The following is a 17,459-nucleotide window of genomic DNA, read 5'->3' as shown; positions in this document are numbered from 1 at the left end:
AGCCATTGCCATTGAACTGCTTCAAAGCTCTCGAGTTCATACCTATGCTACGTAGCTCTAACGACAGTATGCATTTGCAAAAAGACAAAATACAGATTTGAAATTGCTTTAACATGGAACAGATTTTCGTTTACTTCATAGGGACGGCCGGAAGCGGTAAAACTCACTTGACCAAAGCCTTCTCGGATTACTTAGACTTTAAGAAGGTCAGCCATATAATCGTAAATTTAGATCCAGGTGCCGAAGAGTTGCCCTATGAGCCAGATGTTGATGTGAGAGAGCACTTCACGCTCGACACGATAATGGAGAAGTACAAAGTTGGGCCGAACGGTGCACAGATAATCGGTGCGGATTTAGTGGGGACGATAGCTGACGATTTAAAGGACGATATCGAGCTTTACGATGCGAAGATAGTGTTGGTAGATACACCGGGACAGATGGAGCTTTTCACGCTTAGGAGAAGCGGTGAAGTAATCGTCAGATGCTTTGGAAGAGAGAACGGTGTGATGGTATATTTATTTGATCCTGTTGTATCGAAAACTCCCTCGGGATTTATTTCCCTCGTTTTCATGGCATCATCAGCAGTCTTTAGATTGAACATACCTCAGATACTAGTCCTAGCTAAGGCTGATGTGCTTGAGGAGAGAGAGGTTGAAACTATCGTCAGATGGAGTTCCGATCCCGAAGAGCTCTACAGCGATTTAACATTAGAGTCTGAGAAGGCACTCAGCTTAGATCTATTTCTGATGCTAAAGGATATTGGTCTGTTCAGACCGTTGATACCAGTCTCATCCATGACTGGGCAGGGAATGGACGATATTTACGACGGAATTCAGGAAATCTTTTACGGAGGTGAGGATTTGGAGAAGATATTCGGTTAGGGGTTCAGCGGACATAGTTTTTTATAGACATATGTCCGCCTTGGGACACATCGACCTCAACTCCCTCAGGGTTCATCGGGAGTAAATAATCGGTCTCGTCCCCTTTCGGGGTAACCCCACTCCTCCTCAGGATTGGGAGAATTACTTCCTCCCAAACCTTCATTGAAGGAGGGAAACCCCACATCTTTAGGTATAAGTTTATGGAAGCGTTTAATTGTCTATTAATGACGAGTTTACATTTGTTACATTCCAGAACCTGCCCCTTTCGGTGCATCATCCTTTCACCACATTCTTTATCTTTGGATTTATTATTTTGAGAAAATGTGATACAATATTGTTGCCCTCTATTGTAATCTCGTATGCTTGTCTTTTTGACCCTAAGTGACTTCTTAACTTGCAATTAAGACCTAATTCTCTTAACATAGAGCAAATGGCATTCATGAGCTTATGATTTGTATTGACAATACGTATCCTTAACTGATTGTTATCGCTTCGTTTCCATATAGAACCTTCTGATTCATAAAATCCTCTAATAAAGTCCTTTTCATAACCTTTAACAATTCGTATTACATCATCGATTGTTAGAGACTTGTACCATTTGTAAAATATCTTCGAAAATGCTCTAACTACATAGCAATCATTCCAGTTCTTGTTATATCTTGAGACTTTTTCTGTGTAAATCACGGGATTTAATCCAATCTTCCTAAGCATAAGTGCAAATTCATTAGCAAAGGTATAATCTTTTGTTTTTAACTTAATTACGTATCCATTTTTGCCATTATAAGTGACTGTTCCATCTCCTAATAATACACCTAAGATATATGCTAATTCACGTGAGGGTTTAAGATTCGGCCTATACATTTTTCACACCTCTTTAATCTTTAATTTAGTTGAATTACGAGGGTCTAACAACCTTATGTTAGCTTTATAACTCATTAGAGCTATTATCTGTTTCCAGTTTTGCTTAGAGATTACTCTGTTATGTGTTTTTCTTTTAGTGAACATACCCTGCTTTTCCAAGTTCTCAAATCCATGCTCATAATCTTTGAACTCATTAGCAAGCTTAGTTGTTAACTTGTGTAGAAAATCTTTAACCCTGTTTCTGTATCTTTGAGAATACTTCTGCATAAGCCTCTTAGCAGTTTTCGGCTTGGTCTTGCTCAGCCTCTGGATTTTTCTCCTTAAGTTCTCGTAAGTTATGTGCAAAGTGTATAGTGGTTTTAAGTTCACTCTAATCCATCCCCTATCACAAAATCCGTCCATGCTAAGTAAATTCAAGTCCCAAGCAATTCTCTTTTTTGTATTAGTCGAACTAATAGGTTTTCTAAAAGTTATAATCAGCTCGCCCTCCTTAAGAATTAATTCTCCCAAATCGCAACCCTCAACTCTTTTCCTGAACCAAGCTTTTGAGAGGTCGAATTCGAGATAAAGCTGACGTGGCTTTATCGTAATAGCAATTTTCCAATCTCTAAATCTGTAAAGCGTTTCTTTTACTCTAACGAACCTCCTCTTTACTACAGGTTTGTTTCTTCCTCTCTCCCCCTTGATGTAATTTCTTCTCCACGAGTTTAAGATTGAATAAGCAGTTTTTATCGCTGAATCTACATAATGTGATGCATAATTCCAATCTTTAAGCAATTGATTTCTTAAAGTTCTTTTAAATTCTTTAGATTTCGGAATTATTGGAATTAACCTATTTTTCTTCCTTCTTTTTCCATTCTATGCTGTCCCAAATCACATCTATCGCTCCTTGTAGAAGATACCTGTAGCTACTTAAAAATTCGCTTACGTCGTAACCATGTTTTACTTTGTAGCTAACAATCCTGTATGAGTTTCTTTGCACCTTCCACCACCTTCTTATACTTGTGTGACCTCATTCCGTACAACTTACCAGCAAAATGAGAAATTATCGTGATTAAATCTTCGATTAGCTCTTCTTGTGGCGATTTTTCTTCTTTATTTATAACTACTATCTCCGTTCCGTAACTCTTGAAGAATTCCTCTAAAATCTTGAATCCAAATCTCGTTAACCTGTCTGGATACGCTATAACGACTTTTGAAACATCTCTGTTCACTACCATTTTTAGCAGTTTTTGAAAATTCTTCCTATTCTCTTACAATCCAGAACCTACATCCTTGAGAATTTCTATTTCCCATCCTTTCTCCTTGGCGTAGCTCTTTATCAACTCTATCTGCCTCTCTAAGTCGTCTTTCTGAGTATGAGATGAAATCCTCACATATCCTATTATTTTCCCTTCTTCGTGAATTCCCAAAATTCTTTTTATTTCTGATTCAGGAACTCTCCTCTTCCCACCAACAGTTCTGACACACCTTATCTTCCCTTCCTTATCCCACCTCTGGATAGTTCTAACAGTAACTCCCAGTAGCTTCGATGCTTCTCTCATCGTATAAAGTCGTTCCATGTCTACCAATGTCTATATATGTCTACCAAATATTTAACAGTTTCACAAGGATTTTATGCCGATATCATCTACATTTTTAGCTATGAGCGACTACACGGCTGAGGCTATCGAGGTCTTAGACGACATTCAAGCCGTGAGAAAGAGGCCGGGAATGTACGTAGGAAGTACCGGAAGTAGGGGATTCCATCACCTCCTATGGGAGATTGTAGATAACAGCATAGATGAAGCTTTAGCTGGTTACTGCAATCGAATAGTCGTTACACTGCACAAAGACGGTTCTGCGAGTGTTGAGGACAACGGGAGGGGTATTCCAGTTGAGGAGCATCCCATTTTCAAAAAGCCAGCTTTAGAAATTGTTATGACGAAGTTGCACGCTGGAGGTAAGTTCAGTAAGAAGGCCTACAAGGTCTCTGGAGGTTTGCATGGAGTTGGTTTGTCAGTTGTGAATGCCCTTTCCGAATGGCTTGAGGTTTGGGTCAAGAGGAACGGAAAAATCTACTACCAGCGTTACGAGAGGGGAAAACCCGTAACACCCTTAAAGGTAGTTGGAGAAACGAAGGAAACTGGAACTAAAATAAGATTCAAGCCGGATCCTGAGATTTTTGAAGTTAAAGAATTCGATTACGATGTCGTTGCGGAAAGACTTAGGGAGTTGGCTTTTCTCAATAAGGGTTTGAGAATAAAGCTTATAGATGAAAGAACTGGCAAGGTTAAGGAGTTTTATTCGGAGGAGGGTATAGTCGGATTCGTCAAATATCTGAACAAAGGTAAGGACGTAATAACGGATGTGGTATACATAAGCGGTGAGAAGAACGGTATAAACGTCGAAATAGCTTTCCAATTCACCAATGAGGATTTCGAAAACCTACTAGCTTTTGCGAACAACATACACACAATCGAAGGAGGTACTCACGTCTCTGGATTTAGAGCGGGCTTAACGAGAGCGATAAACGAGTACGGAAAGAAGCACGTAAAGAAGTTCACACCGATAAGCGGTTCGGATATAAGGGAGGGCTTAACGGCTGTTTTAAGTGTTAAGGTGCCTGAGCCTCAGTTCGAGGGGCAAACGAAGACAAAGCTTACGAACAGTGATGTTAAGACAGTTGTAGAATCTTTAGTTTACAACAACTTCCTCAGATGGCTTGAAGAGCATCCAAGCGAGGCTCAGAGGATAATAGAGAAGTGCCTGCTGGCAATGAAAGCGAGGGAAATGGCAAGAAGGGCAAGAGAACTAGTCAAAAGAAAGGCAGAGATATCTCTAACTCTACCGGGTAAGCTTGCGGATTGTTCGTCAAAGAATGTGGAGGAGAGGGAACTGTTCATAGTTGAGGGTGAAAGTGCCGGAGGTTCTGCAAAGCAGGCAAGAGATAGGAGGTTTCAAGCGGTTTTACCGATAAGAGGTAAGATCATTAACGTAGAGAAGGCTGGAATGCTGAGAGCTTTAAAAAACGAGGAGATAAAGGCTATAGCCTCAGCCATAGGGGGAGGAATAGGTAAGGATTTCGATCTCTCAAAGGTTAGGTACGGAAAAATTATAATAATGACCGATGCGGATGTGGACGGTGCACATATAAGAACCCTTCTTTTAACATTCTTCTACCGCTACATGAGACCACTTATAGAGGCTGGAATGGTTTACATAGCGTTACCTCCGCTTTACAGGGTTAAGAAAGGCGATAAGGTTTACTACGTTTATTCGGAAAAGGAACTGCGAGATGTTCTCAAGAAGATTGGAAAGGCCGAGGTTCAGAGGTTCAAAGGTTTGGGAGAGATGAATCCAGAGCAGTTGTGGGAAACCGCAATGAATCCCAAAACGAGAAAGCTCGTGAAAGTTACGATAGAAGATGCACTCATAGCAGAAAAGATGTTCAGAATCTTGATGGGAGAAAATGTTGATGAGAGAAAGGAGTTCATACTGAACCATGCTAAAGAGGTTAAGAACTTGGACGTTTGATGCAAAGAACCTCAGCCAACTTCTTTCTGAATTCCTTGCTTTCTATCTTTAAAACGTCTTCACCCACGTAAATCTCAAAGCCCTCTCTAAGCTTCTCTCCGACATCCTTACCCATGCCTTGCCAATTCTTCTTAATGACATCTGCTACCGCTTCATTCGGTTTAACGTGCATTCTCTCCTTAAAAGCCCAGAACCTTCCATTCTCTATGAAGACCTTCTCATTCCTCTTCAAAAATCTCTCGACATTCTCTTCATCTTCGAATATCGGCCCCATGTGCTTGTAGAACCTTGAAAGTTCTCTAATACCGAACTCAAATATCAGGTAGCATCGATCGTCTGCGGTGAAACCAAATCTCAAAGGCTGGAATTCTCTCGTGTTGTTCACAACCACCCTACAAGCCTTTTCGAGCTGTGGATAGAGGTTATCCTCAACTATGTTAGGCTTTTCAAATGCAACAACAACCACAACCCTATTCTCCCTCCTAAATGCATCTTCATCCAAATCGAACTCCTTTGACAGAAAGAAATCCAGTGACGGTCTTTTCAGAAAGTCCCTACAAAGCTGAACGAACTTGGCAAGGTTGTCCAAGCTGAGATTTGCTGCAACGTTTCTCTTCGGATCTACGGGATCGACTACAAAGAAGCTACCACCCTTCTTTCGATAAACTTTACCGTTCGGAACGTCTATTACCGTGTCCCTTCTCCACTTAACCGCATTTTTCACAACATCCAAGAAAGAGCCGTAAAATACTACCAAAAGTTCACAGAGATAACCCGAAAAACCTCTAACCTTGTACTCAGCACCGTATATCCCGTTAGCCTTAAGGAATTGCTTCAATAGCCTTACGTCGTTCTCCTTCCCTTTGATTCTGTCCTTCAGCCAATCGTGGTGGAAGGGAGTTCTATCAACTGCGGATTTTATCTTATCGGGAGATTTTAGCTTGTAACAGGGAACGACGTCAACCTCAACACCCAAAACTTTACCGTGAACGTATGGATGAGCTGCGTATCTCAACTCGTATTCGTCAACAACAGCTTTACCTATTTCCAAGCCGATTTTTTCAAGCTCCTCCATTGGGGTGTCTTCCGGAAAGAGTATAAAAACGTCTATCTCCAAGTTACCTCTAAGCCAAGTGTTTCTCGCATAGCTACCCAAAAAACGATATTCGAGCATCGGATAGTCCTCCAAAGCATCATCCAACCTTCTTTTTAGCTCTTCTTCAGCTTTCTTGGCTATCTCAATTTCTTCCTTACTCGGTACTACGAGTTCCAAAGCTCTCTTGATTACATCTTCCATAACCGACAAGCTTTGCCTCGTTTTATCACGTTGTCGTTCGATTTGTAAAGAAATTTATATTCGATTGTGCCGAATTTTCATATGAGAGTTAAAAGCATTCTAGCGCTGGCTTTGATAGTTGTTGTTGCTGTAGCACTACTTGGATGCGCACAGCAGAAGCCAGAAGTAACACCCACAACCACAAAACCTACAGAAACCAAGCCAGCAGAAACTGAAGAGCTCGTAATTGGTGTGACTGACAAGATAACGGAGCTAGATCCAGCAAACGCCTATGACTTCTACACATGGGAGGTAATGTACAACATCATGGGAGGTCTGATGAGATACAAGCCAGGAACAACGGAACTCGAACCTTATCTGGCGGAGAGTTATGAGGTCAAGGAAAACGGAACTGTATACATCTTCCACCTACGTAAGGACTTGAAGTTTGCCGACGGAACACCTTGCACGGCACACGACGTCGTGAGGAGTATAAAGAGAGTTATGAAGATATCTGGAGATCCATCGTGGCTCGTAAACGACTTTGTTAAGGACGTTGAAGCCTTGGACGACTATACTGTAAAGTTTACATTGAAGAAGCCCGCTTCATACTTCTTAGCGTTGGTAGCAACACCACCGTACTTCCCAGTTCATCCAAACTACAATCCAGATGAAATAGACCCAGATCAGACTGCTGGTGGTGTAGGGCCGTACAAGATAGTCAAGTGGGTCAGAGATCAGGAGCTAATACTTGAGGAGAATCCGTACTTCTTCGGAGAGAAGCCAAAGACAAAGAGAGTTATTATAAGATTCTACAAGGATGCTACGACACTTAGACTCGCACTTGAAAGAGGTGAAATAGACATTGCTTGGAGAACTCTCACTCCAGTCGACATAAAGACTCTGAAGCAGAACCCAGATCTTAAGGTAATAGAGGCTCCCGGTGGATTCATAAGGTATCTCGTGCTCAATGCGAACGAAACAAAGGATTATCCGACCAAGAACAAGCTGGTAAGACAGGCTATCGCCTGCGCAATCGACAGGAACGATATAGTGAACAGGGTGTACATGGGAACGATGGAGCCACTGTATTCTCTCATACCCAACGGGATGTGGAGTCACATAGACATCTTCAAGGAGTTGTACGGTGACGGAAATATCGAGAAGGCAAGAGAGTTGCTCAAGCAGGCTGGTTACAGTGAGGAAAATAAGGTGAAGATTGAGCTCTGGTGGACACCCACCCACTACGGAGATACCGAAAAGGATCTCGCACAAGTTCTGAAGGAACAGCTTGAAAAGACGGGAATGATGGAGGTAGAACTCAAGAGTGCGGAGTGGTCAACCTACGTAGACTATGCAAGAAAGGGACTGATGATGGCGTCCCTCTTCGGCTGGTATCCAGATTACATCGATCCTGACGACTACACAACGCCATTCCTAAAGAGCGATGCAAACAACTGGCTCGGATACCCGTACAGCAATCCAGAAGTTGACGAACTGCTTGAGAAGGCACAGGTAACGCAGAGTAAGGAAGAGAGAGAACAGTTGTACAAGAAGGTACAGGAGATACTTGGAGAAGATGCCCCAATAATACCGCTTGTTCAGGGTAAGCTAACGATAGTCACAAAGAAGAACGTTGAAGGAATAGTGCTTGATCCTACAATGATACTCAAATACTACACAATCTACAAGACATGATTTATTAATTTATTTTTAATATTTTTGCTCTCATTTTTTAAATGAGAAAACTTTTATTCACACCGCTCAACTCGGGGAAATGGCTTCGCTGAAGGCTTACATAATCACGAGAGCTCTACTCGTAATCCCTACTGTGCTAATATTACTCACGATAGTCTTCTTTATACTCCGTATTATACCCGGAGATCCCATAACGGCGATGGTTGGGCAAAAGGTTCCGCCAGAAGTGCTCGAGAAGCTGAAACACGAGGCTGGACTGGATAAACCAATCTATATCCAGTACATCGAATACCTCAAGGGCGTACTGACAGGCGACTTGGGGAGATCTATGATATGGGGCAAAAGACCGGTTATAGAGGAGATAATGGATCACTTTCCTGCAACTCTCGAACTTACGATATTCGGTTTTATCATAAGCGTCCTTCTCGGTGTTTTAACGGGTGCGATTGCAGCTTTCAAAAGAGGAAGCAAGATAGATGCCTCAATGAGGATATACAGCATAGTTGCTTACACACTCTTCATACCGTGGTTTGGTATGCTTCTCCAGATGTTTTTCGGAGTATATCTCAAGCTTTTACCCATAGGTGGAAGGATAACGCCCGGAAACGCCCCCGAAACCATAACAGGACTTTACGTCATAGACAGCATTCTCACTCTCAACTTCAACGCTCTCGTTGATGCCCTATCTCACCTCGTACTGCCATCTCTAACGTTGGGAATAGTTCTCTCAGGAGCTTACACGAGAATACTGAGGAACAATTTGATAGATGTCTTGAGTCAGGATTTCATAACTGCATACAGAGCGAGAGGTGTGAGCGAGTGGAAGGTAATAAAGCATGCGATGAAGAACGCTTTCATACCCGTAGTAACTCTGATGGGTCTCCAGTTTGCAATACTTCTGGCTGGAGCAGTCCTGACTGAAACTACTTTCTCGTGGCCGGGTATGGGTACATTCCTGATAGAGAGGATAGAGTACAGAGACTACACATCCGTACAAGGAGCCATAGTCTTCTATGCTGTGTTTGTAGCTCTAATCAGCCTCATTGTGGATATAGTGTATGCACTGCTCGATCCAAGAATAAGGTATTGAGGTGACAGTATGGAGGTAAGGAACCTTGCAACTACGATATTCGGTGTGATCCCCAAAACTGAAGGAAGGTACATGGTTCTAGCTGGTATGGCAATAGTAGCAACGGTTGTAATAATGGCCGTATTTGCACCGTTCATAGCACCTTACGATCCGATAAAATCGAGCGGTGATATCTTACAGCCTCCAAGCTTGAAGCACATAATGGGAACTGACAACTTGGGCAGAGATATATTCTCGAGAATCGTCTTCGGCTCGAGGGTAGTTTTGTCTGTAGTTCTTTCAGCCTCTCTTGCCTCGATGATCGTTGGAGTACCGCTCGGGTTGATTTCAGGGTACTTTGGAGGAAAGCTCGACAGAGTTCTATCGATGTTGATGGACAGCATGTACGCATTCCCCGGGTTGATACTGGCCATAGCTATTGCAGCTGTTCTTGGACCTAGCGTAGTTAACGCCATTGTAGCGATTTCTGTCGTATACATACCGACATACTTCAGAATGATAAGAGGACAAACGCTAAGCATTAAGGCACAGCTGTTTGTTGAAGCTGCGAAGGCTATAGGAGCAACGGATTTCAAGATAATGAGAAAATACATACTTCCAAACTTGATTCCTACACTCGTAGTTGTTTTCTCCCTCAGCGTAGCTGATGCTATACTAACAGAAGCTGGTCTGAGCTTTCTGGGGTTCATAGTAAGCGCTCCAACACCGGACTGGGGATTCGAACTTGCATCTGGAAGGCCATATCTTCCAGCAGGGTACTGGTGGATGATAACATTTCCAGGACTAATGGTAATGCTACTCTCGCTTGGATTTGCTTTGATAGGTGAAGGTTTAAGCGAAATCTATGCACCAAGGAGGGAGAGATAATGCTACTGAGAATTGAGAATTTGAAGACATACTTTGAATCAAAGAGAGGAGTCGTAAAGGCAGTTGACGGTGTATCTTTCAACGTGAATAGAGGTGAGTTTGTTTCGGTCGTTGGTGAAAGTGGATGTGGTAAATCCACACTTGCTTATTCCATAATCAAGCTGATAAATCCTCCAGGAAAGATAGTTGGAGGAAGGATAATTTTTGACGGAAGAGATCTCTTAAGATTTAGCGAGAAGGAGATGAGGAAAATCAGGGGGAAGGAAATAGGAATGGTTTTTCAGGATCCAATGACCAGTTTAGATCCACTTGAGAAGATAGGAGATCAGATGGCAGAGACTATAATGGAGCATACGAAAGTATCCAAAAAGGAGGCACTCGAAATTGCTGGAAGAATGCTCGAAAAGGTAGGTCTACCCGCCAACAGGATAAACTACTATCCTCATCAGCTTTCTGGAGGACAAAGACAGAGGGTAATGATCGCAATGGCTATTAGCTTGAATCCGAAACTACTGATTGCCGATGAACCAACGACTGCCCTTGATGTAATAGTTCAAGAGAAGATAATGGACATACTCGAATCGATGAAGAAGGAAGGAAGGGCGATAATCCTTATAACGCACGACTTTGCTCTCGCTTCTGAAAGAAGCGATAAAATAGCTGTGATGTATGCGGGATGGCTTGTAGAGTTTGGTAGGGCTAGGGATCTTGTAGAAGATCCCCTACATCCATATTCTAAGGCATTAATCGATTCCGTACCAGATCTCTGGATAGACAAGAAGATTAAACCCATACCCGGATTTCCTCCAGATTTGGCAAATCCTCCTGAAGGTTGCAGATTCAGACCAAGGTGCCCGTTAGCGGATGAAAAGTGCAAAAGAGAACCACCAGTGGTTGATTTGGAAGGTAGAATTGTAAAATGCTGGCATTGCGAGGTGTGAGAGATGCTGAAGGTAGTTGGACTTAAGAAGTACTTTCCAGTTCAGAAATCCGCTATAGAGATACTGCTTTCAAGGAGAATAGATTACATCAGGGCTGTTGATGGCATAGATTTTGAGATTGAGAAAGGTGAAGTTCTATCGCTTGTAGGCGAGAGTGGATGTGGAAAAACTACAACGGGTAGAATCCTCGTAGGATTGGAGAAACCTACTGAAGGTAAGATAATTTTTAAGGGTAAGGATCTGACGCAACTTAATAAGGAGGAATTTAGAAGAATGAGAAGATACATTCAGATGATATTTCAAGATCCCTATGCTTCTCTAAACCCGAGGATGAAGATAGGAGAGCATCTAGTTGATCCTCTCCTTATTCACGGTATTGCAGATAGAGAAGAAGCTGAAGAGATCGCCATGAAAATGCTCGATAAGGTCGGATTGCCAGCTGATCAGTTCTTCGACAGATTCCCCTATCAGCTCTCTGGAGGACAGAGGCAGAGAGTTGCGATTGCCAGAGCAATGATACTGAAACCGGAGTTCGTCGTTGCGGATGAACCTGTTTCGATGATAGACGTCAGCTTGAGAGCCTCGATTCTGGAGCTTTTAATGTCTTTCAAAAGAGAGTACGATCTCGGCATGCTTTTCATAACTCACGATTTATCGGTTGCAAAGATCGTTGGCAATAGAATTGCCGTAATGTACCTTGGCAAAATAGTTGAGATCGGTGATACTAAAGACGTCATATATCGTCCAAAGCACCCTTACACGGCTGCTTTAATCTCCTCGGTACCGAGCTTTGTTGCTAAGAGAAAGAGGATTGAAATATTCGGCGATGTTGCAAATCCCATAGATATCCCCAAGGGATGCAGATTTCATCCTAGGTGTCCATTTGCTAGGGAGAAGTGTAGAGTAGAGGAGCCAAAACTCGAAGGAGACGGACACAAATTCGCCTGCCACTACCCACTTGACATAAAGTTCTAACCGAAATGCTTATGTAATATCATGGCAAATTTTTGAAGGGGGTGCCATTGCAACATTTGCATCGGTCGAACCCCGCCGTCACCTGTGACAATTTTTGGCGCCCCCTAGCTTAACTTCAACGACATCACCTCTAGGTACAGCCTCCTTAAATATCTGCCCTTCAAATCGGTAAACTTCTGCGTAGAACCAGCAGTCTGGTGGCAACCCGGCTTTCAAGCAGGTTTGCGATAAAAACTCCTCAGCGTCCATGTTGTACTCAACAGCAACCTGTGGTAGAAGTAATCCCGAATAAAAGCCGTATTTGACCATTAAGCCGTGTCTACCTATCTCGATGTACTTTGGAAGTTCGGTTGGTTTAACTCTTAGCTTTTCGGGTGGTGTCAAGATTGTAACTTCAACCGTTATTTCATCCATTTCCTCCAAGCTTACAGGCGGAAATCGTGGATCTTCGGTTGCTGCAGCGATTGCAGACTCTATTATGGCTTCATCAAGCCTCTTAACTGGGTAGGGAAATCCTATACATCCTCTTAATTCTCCGTGCTTGGTCAGAGTTGTGAAAACACCTCTTTTCTCCTCAAAAACCCCAGAAAGTCTATCCTCAATAACCCTCCCCTCTGAAAGATAAACTTCAATAGCTTTTCTTGCAAGCTTGACAGCTTTAGTTCCTTCTTCAAGTGTGAGTCTTCGCATAGATGAAATCATTTCAAGAGGACTTAGCCTTTTCGATCGCTCCTATCAGGAAAAACACGGCAAATGAAACAACGAAAACAGCTATGGACGTCCAAGAAACTTTCATCAGAGAGAGGACAATAGCTGTTGTGAATCCAGCTATCAGCGTCGCTAAGCCCGTCATCTTGCCACCGATCTTGAAGTGGAAAACACCGAGTATCAGCGGTAACTGGCAGAGAAGTATAGTTGAAGATAGCACAGCCAGTTCAACTATGTATCCGGGCTTTTGAATCGCAAAGATTATCAAAGCAAGGGTTAAGGCTACAACAAACATTCTACCAAGAGCGACTTTTTCCCTTTCGCCAACTACATCTCTCAGGATCATGGATGAAAGTGTCAGAACGATGGAGTTGGCAGTTGTGACAGATGCCATTATTATGCTCAGAGCAACAGCTATAGCGAGGGGTTCAGGCATCATAGTCAGCAGAGTCGGTGTAACCTTGTCTCTGTAACTCACATATGGAAAAGTTCCGATCTCTGTTCCCATTCTCAAGAAAAGACCCAAGATCGTAACGAGAACGGTGTATATAAGTCCGAATGCTCCGAAAAGAATTACCATGTTCTTCAAAGCTTTCTCATCCTTGGGAACGAACATCCTTTGCGAAACCTGCGGATTTGTCAGTGCAAAGAAGAACCAGGGAACGGTTAAACTTGCAAACCTAAGAGGAGTCCAGAATTCGTTTGGAAATGAAGCGGATTCGGGAATTCCTACAGCAATATTCTTGGCAGTCCAGATTACAGCGATGATTGCCACGGATATCATAAAGATTCCCTGAATTGCATCTGTTATTGCAACGCTTCTCATTCCACCCAAAAAGGCCCAGAAGGCTATGACGAAAGCTACGATTAAAGTTGCGACTGTGTAGTCTATCTGAAGTAGGTAGGCTGAACCAATTATCTGGATTGAAGTGTAAGGAATCAGAGCTATTAGTGCTAAGATTGCTGAAAGCGTAGCTACGGATTTACCGTACCTATCTTCAAATACCTCACAAGGTGAGACGTAGCCCTTCTCTCTACCCAACTTCCAGAACTTTGGTGAGTAGTAGCTGAGGAGGAACAACGTTCCAACGAGATACATCAACTCAAACCCGGCAGAACCTACTCCCGTTGCATATGCCAATCCAACAAGTCCAACCATCATGAAAGCTGAGTAAGTTGTCGATGCATACGTTAAAGCGGAGATAATGCCTCCAAGTCTTCTGTTTGCCAAGAAATAATCTTCCTGAGTTGTAATTCCCCTTCTCGCATAGAGGGATATGAGTGTTCCAATAATCATATAAATAATTACGGCCAAGAGCATCATACTTTCCACCTCCAAGCTTTATAGGCAAGATAAAGTCCTGTAAGGGCTATCCAGTAGAAGTAGGCGTAGATGGAGTGAAAGGCGAAGGGTATGAGCATGCAGATTATTACAGCTATATCAACCATCATCGAACACATGTTCGGTAAGGTTGATATATAAGCATTTTGCATTAACACCGTGGATGCTGAGAAAAGAATACTCGAGTTTTTGAAGAGGAAAGGTAGCGCTCTTCAGAGCGAAATAGTAAATGAATTGGGTTTGGCCAAATCTACAGTGAGCGAGATTTTGAGAAAGCTCGAAAGTGAGGGATTGATAGTTCGCGAGAGAGTAGCTGGAAAATCGTATAGGGTTTGGTATTTCGAAAGCTCCCCCAAGCCATGCAAGATTTTGAGGGTCGGTATTTTAAGAGCTTCTGAGTATCCTCACGTTATACTCGGACTTAAGAAGTTAGGTGTAAGATACCATATTAAGGTCTTTGATTCGGCTTTGGAACTCACAAAGGAGATTGCAAGCGGTAGAATAGATGTTGGATTCTCACCCTTCATAACTCAAACCGTTTTCGCATTGCTACTGAAATCAATGAGAATTCACGCTGTTGTAGCTTTGAACGGTAGTGGTATAGCTTACAAAGGAGATTTAAGAGATTGCAAGGTTTTTGCAACATCGGAATTTTCAGCCATGGAATCAAATCTAAAGCTGGTTTTGGAAACTCTAGGCTACGATATACACAACCTAACCTTCAGATATTTCGATTCGATAGATGTTGCCTTAAATTCTTTCAAATCATGCGAGTTTGATGCAATAGCTGTTTGGGAGCCTTATCTCCAAAATTTTGAGAGGGTTTTGCATTTTAAAGATGTTGTAGGGGATTATCCGTGCTGTTCGATGGCCTCCAATGTCGAGTTTTTCAGAGAGAGAAGGAAAGAACTTGTTGAACTCAAGAATTGCATAAAGGATTCGATAGACGAAGTTGGAGAAGATGTTGCCAAGGATATTGCTAAACTCATAAGATTTGACTGGAAGATAGTTTACAGATCGTTCGACAGCTACAAATTCGTTTGCGATTTAAGTGCGAAGTATTTCAGGTTCCTTGAGAGGTATGGGTTAAAGTTAACTCAAGAAAATGTGAGGAGCATAGCAGATCATCTTTAAGATACGTACTTCTTCCACCAGTAATCCAAGGCCTTCTCAATGTAATCTCTTTCAAGCTTCCCATGAGTACATTCCGTTTCAAATATTCTCTCAGGAATTCTTGGCTTCTTGAATCCCATTTCAACCTTTATCTTTAGCTTTTCCCTGTAAGTATCTTCACCGTACTTTTCAAGCTCGTCCTCACTTATCTCGTAACCTAAAGGCTTGAAAGCCTTGCTGACTATCTCTGGCTTGTAAACTCCCCTTGCAAAGAAGCATACGACCAAGCTCGACAAAACCTGTCTCCAGCACTCCTCCATAACAAGTTTATCAACGAGTTCCTCTGGAGATGGATACTCATGACTTTTCTGATCTAATGCATAGCCTGCATTGTCCAAGTGGGAGTGTCTCAATCCTATCAGATATCCTATGTGAGTAGCGTAACCTGCATGGTAACCGGGCATCTCGTTTCCTCCAAAAGCTAAAGCGAATTCTTTTCCACCATAAACATCTGAAGCTCTTTCAACTCCTTCAGCCAAAACTCTATAGAAGTCATTAGGTTGCTGATAGAGGTATTCTATAGCCTGTAAGTAGTTCTCAACGTTGCCAAACTCAAGCTTTACGAGTGTTTCATTTTCACTGATTAATCCTTTCTGCAAAGCTTCTGTAGCCCAAGCTAAGCAGACTCCTGTACTCATAGCATCCAAGCCTAAGCTCTCAACCTTGTGAATTAGCCTAAGCACTCCCTCTCTACTCCCCACTCCCAGCATAGAACCCAAGGAGTAGATTAGTTCATAGTCGTAGGAGATCATTATAGTTCGGTAGAAGTAGGGCTCGTTCTCGTATGGCAATCTTAAAGTTGCTATGTGAACGCATGCAATTGGGCAGTGAGCGCATGCTATACGTCTTCCCAAGTTGTACTCTGCAAAAGCTTCACCGCTTATCTCATCAGCCTTTTCAAACTTTGTTGCTGTCAGATTTCTCGTCGGTAAAGCTCTTATTTCGTTCAGGGGCTTTACGTTGACTGGAGTTCCTATAAGGTGGTACTTCTTCATCGCATCAGACTTCAAAGCCAAATCGAATATCTCCTTGTAAACCTCCTTGTACATTTTCATGTCCTTAACCTTGAAAGCTCCCCTTCCTATTACAACCAAGGCTCTCAGATTCTTGCTACCGAAAACTGCTCCCAATCCCAACCTTCCGAAGTGTCTGTAAGTTTCGGTTGTTACGCATGCATATCTGACAAGCTTTACTCCAGCTCCTCCTATTCTCATCACAGTCCTCATTCCCCTTCCTCTTTCTCTCTCTGCAATTATCCTTCCCACAACGAGTGAATCGGCTATACCCCATATTACCCTCGCATCCCTGAAGTAAACCTTGTCATTATCCACAACAACATAGATCGGTTTGTGACTCCTTCCTTTTATCACTATAGCCCTGTATCCAGCGTTTGCAATTGCCATAGCAGTTCTGCCACCAGCGTGACTCTCTCCTAAATTGCCGGTGAGAGGACTCTTGAACATGGCAACAGTCTTTGAAGCTAAGGGATAGGCTGGAGTAAATGGGCCTATAGCGAAAACTATTATGTTGTCTTCGCTTAAAGGATCAGCTTTAGGATCTATTTCCTCTTTCAAAAGCTTAACGGCTAGAGCTGTCCCGCCTATCCATTCTTCAAAATCGTCCCTCTCTTCAATCTCGTAGCTGTATTCACTCAAGTTTATCTTCAAAATCCTCAAGCTTTCACCTCCTTTAAAGCTAAAACGCCGTGAGGACAGAAGTTAACACAGTAACCGCAGTGAACGCAAACTGCTATTTTTCCATCCCTTCTTTCAAATATCGCTCCTATGGTGCAAGCCTGAACGCAATTTTTGCAACCTATACATAGGTCTTCCTTGTAGATAACACCTCCGCCCTTCCTCTTTCTCAAAGCTCCAGTTGGACATACCTGAACGCATGGAGGGTCTTCACATCCTCTGCAAAATATCACTGTGGCACCTCTCTCAAAGCCGCTCAAACTCACGCTTAAGATGCCCGAATAATCGTTTCCTGCGTAGCCAAACTTTCTTGAGCATGCCAAAACGCAAAGACCACAGCCAACGCACTTCTCCAAGTCGACGGTTACAAGTCTTTTGGGCATGAGTGCTATTTATCTAAATAGGACTTATCGTTTTCGGGCGAGTCTGTTCAGAGT

The 17,459-nt window shown here is 42.7% G+C and carries 18 protein-coding genes and 1 pseudogene; 8 read left to right on the top strand and 11 right to left on the bottom strand.

Going from position 1 to position 17,459, the window contains the following annotated elements; all coding sequences use genetic code 11:
- The first annotated feature begins 113 nt into the window (after window positions 1-113).
- On the top strand, window positions 114-881 hold the full coding sequence (locus ARCPR_RS00465) for an ATP/GTP-binding protein (protein WP_012939504.1): 768 nt from the start codon (window positions 114-116) through the stop codon (window positions 879-881).
- Window positions 882-885: 4 nt separating this feature from the next.
- Here the strand turns inward: ARCPR_RS00465 and ARCPR_RS09945 are convergent, their stop codons facing one another.
- The 5 genes and pseudogenes from ARCPR_RS09945 to ARCPR_RS00445 form a co-directional block, all read right to left on the bottom strand.
- Window positions 886-1,044, bottom strand: coding sequence for a hypothetical protein (locus tag ARCPR_RS09945; protein ID WP_245526139.1), 159 nt, complete (start codon window positions 1,042-1,044; stop codon window positions 886-888).
- A gap of 110 nt (window positions 1,045-1,154) precedes the next feature.
- Window positions 1,155-1,742, bottom strand: coding sequence for an LAGLIDADG family homing endonuclease (locus tag ARCPR_RS00455; RefSeq protein ID WP_048084289.1), 588 nt, complete (start codon window positions 1,740-1,742; stop codon window positions 1,155-1,157).
- Window positions 1,743-1,745: 3 nt separating this feature from the next.
- Complete coding sequence (locus ARCPR_RS00450) at window positions 1,746-2,519, bottom strand: transposase (RefSeq protein ID WP_052294172.1); 774 nt, start codon at window positions 2,517-2,519, stop codon at window positions 1,746-1,748.
- Window positions 2,520-2,574: 55 nt separating this feature from the next.
- Entirely contained in the window at window positions 2,575-2,724 is a 150-nt protein-coding gene (locus tag ARCPR_RS09885; RefSeq protein ID WP_222829541.1) for a hypothetical protein, read from the bottom strand.
- Window positions 2,696-3,304, bottom strand: a pseudogene (locus ARCPR_RS00445) (IS607 family transposase). The gene ARCPR_RS09885 and the pseudogene ARCPR_RS00445 overlap by 29 nt, the downstream one beginning before the upstream one ends.
- Before the next feature lie 82 nt (window positions 3,305-3,386).
- Here ARCPR_RS00445 and gyrB point away from each other — a divergent pair.
- Window positions 3,387-5,258, top strand: a complete 1,872-nt coding sequence (gene gyrB / locus ARCPR_RS00440; protein WP_148208640.1) for a DNA topoisomerase (ATP-hydrolyzing) subunit B — start codon at window positions 3,387-3,389, stop codon at window positions 5,256-5,258.
- On the opposite strand, the gene cca is transcribed toward gyrB, so the two are convergent.
- Window positions 5,239-6,555 carry a CCA tRNA nucleotidyltransferase gene (gene cca, locus ARCPR_RS00435; RefSeq protein WP_012939502.1) on the bottom strand — a complete coding sequence of 439 codons (1,317 nt, stop codon included), beginning with the start codon at window positions 6,553-6,555 and terminating at the stop codon, window positions 5,239-5,241. The genes gyrB and cca overlap by 20 nt on opposite strands.
- An 81-nt stretch (window positions 6,556-6,636) precedes the next feature.
- On the opposite strand from cca, the gene ARCPR_RS00430 reads away from it, so the two are divergent.
- From ARCPR_RS00430 to ARCPR_RS00410, 5 genes are all read left to right on the top strand, one after another.
- Entirely contained in the window at window positions 6,637-8,232 is a 1,596-nt protein-coding gene (locus ARCPR_RS00430) for an ABC transporter substrate-binding protein (protein WP_012939501.1), read from the top strand.
- Between the two features lie 79 nt (window positions 8,233-8,311).
- Window positions 8,312-9,322: an ABC transporter permease gene (locus ARCPR_RS00425; protein WP_012939500.1), complete on the top strand. Its 1,011-nt coding sequence runs from the start codon at window positions 8,312-8,314 to the stop codon at window positions 9,320-9,322.
- A gap of 9 nt (window positions 9,323-9,331) precedes the next feature.
- Window positions 9,332-10,189: an ABC transporter permease gene (locus tag ARCPR_RS00420; RefSeq protein WP_012939499.1), complete on the top strand. Its 858-nt coding sequence runs from the start codon at window positions 9,332-9,334 to the stop codon at window positions 10,187-10,189.
- Window positions 10,189-11,130, top strand: coding sequence for an ABC transporter ATP-binding protein (locus ARCPR_RS00415; RefSeq protein WP_012939498.1), 942 nt, complete (start codon window positions 10,189-10,191; stop codon window positions 11,128-11,130). Before ARCPR_RS00420 ends, ARCPR_RS00415 begins: the two co-directional genes overlap by 1 nt.
- A gap of 3 nt (window positions 11,131-11,133) precedes the next feature.
- A complete protein-coding gene (locus ARCPR_RS00410; protein WP_012939497.1) occupies window positions 11,134-12,105 on the top strand; it encodes an ABC transporter ATP-binding protein in 972 nt (323 codons plus the stop codon).
- Window positions 12,106-12,183: 78 nt separating this feature from the next.
- Here the strand turns inward: ARCPR_RS00410 and ARCPR_RS00405 are convergent, their stop codons facing one another.
- The 3 genes from ARCPR_RS00405 to ARCPR_RS10050 are packed head-to-tail and all read right to left on the bottom strand — an operon-like array spanning window position 12,184 to window position 14,265.
- Entirely contained in the window at window positions 12,184-12,795 is a 612-nt protein-coding gene (locus ARCPR_RS00405) for a TIGR00296 family protein (protein WP_048084288.1), read from the bottom strand.
- Window positions 12,796-12,808: 13 nt separating this feature from the next.
- Window positions 12,809-14,137: a sodium:solute symporter family protein gene (locus ARCPR_RS00400; protein ID WP_012939495.1), complete on the bottom strand. Its 1,329-nt coding sequence runs from the start codon at window positions 14,135-14,137 to the stop codon at window positions 12,809-12,811.
- Entirely contained in the window at window positions 14,134-14,265 is a 132-nt protein-coding gene (locus tag ARCPR_RS10050; RefSeq protein ID WP_280959702.1) for a hypothetical protein, read from the bottom strand. The genes ARCPR_RS00400 and ARCPR_RS10050 overlap by 4 nt, the downstream gene beginning before the upstream one ends.
- 49 nt (window positions 14,266-14,314) lie before the next feature.
- On the opposite strand from ARCPR_RS10050, the gene ARCPR_RS00395 reads away from it, so the two are divergent.
- The gene (locus ARCPR_RS00395; protein ID WP_012939493.1) at window positions 14,315-15,289 is read left to right on the top strand and encodes a DUF7343 domain-containing protein; all 975 of its coding nucleotides are present in this window, start codon (window positions 14,315-14,317) and stop codon (window positions 15,287-15,289) included.
- Here ARCPR_RS00395 and ARCPR_RS00390 read toward each other — a convergent pair.
- Together ARCPR_RS00390 and ARCPR_RS00385 are read right to left on the bottom strand one after the other, a co-directional pair.
- A complete protein-coding gene (locus ARCPR_RS00390; protein ID WP_012939492.1) occupies window positions 15,286-17,004 on the bottom strand; it encodes an aldehyde ferredoxin oxidoreductase family protein in 1,719 nt (572 codons plus the stop codon). The two genes, ARCPR_RS00395 and ARCPR_RS00390, sit on opposite strands and share 4 nt — an antisense overlap.
- Window positions 17,001-17,405 carry a 4Fe-4S binding protein gene (locus tag ARCPR_RS00385; RefSeq protein WP_012939491.1) on the bottom strand — a complete coding sequence of 135 codons (405 nt, stop codon included), beginning with the start codon at window positions 17,403-17,405 and terminating at the stop codon, window positions 17,001-17,003. Before ARCPR_RS00385 ends, ARCPR_RS00390 begins: the two co-directional genes overlap by 4 nt.
- Window positions 17,406-17,459: the final 54 nt, after the last annotated feature.

This window comes from Archaeoglobus profundus DSM 5631 (assembly GCF_000025285.1).
Classification (GTDB): domain Archaea; phylum Halobacteriota; class Archaeoglobi; order Archaeoglobales; family Archaeoglobaceae; genus Archaeoglobus_B; species Archaeoglobus_B profundus.
Note: the sequence above shows the minus strand (reverse complement) of the source record. Positions and strands in the feature narration are given on the sequence as shown.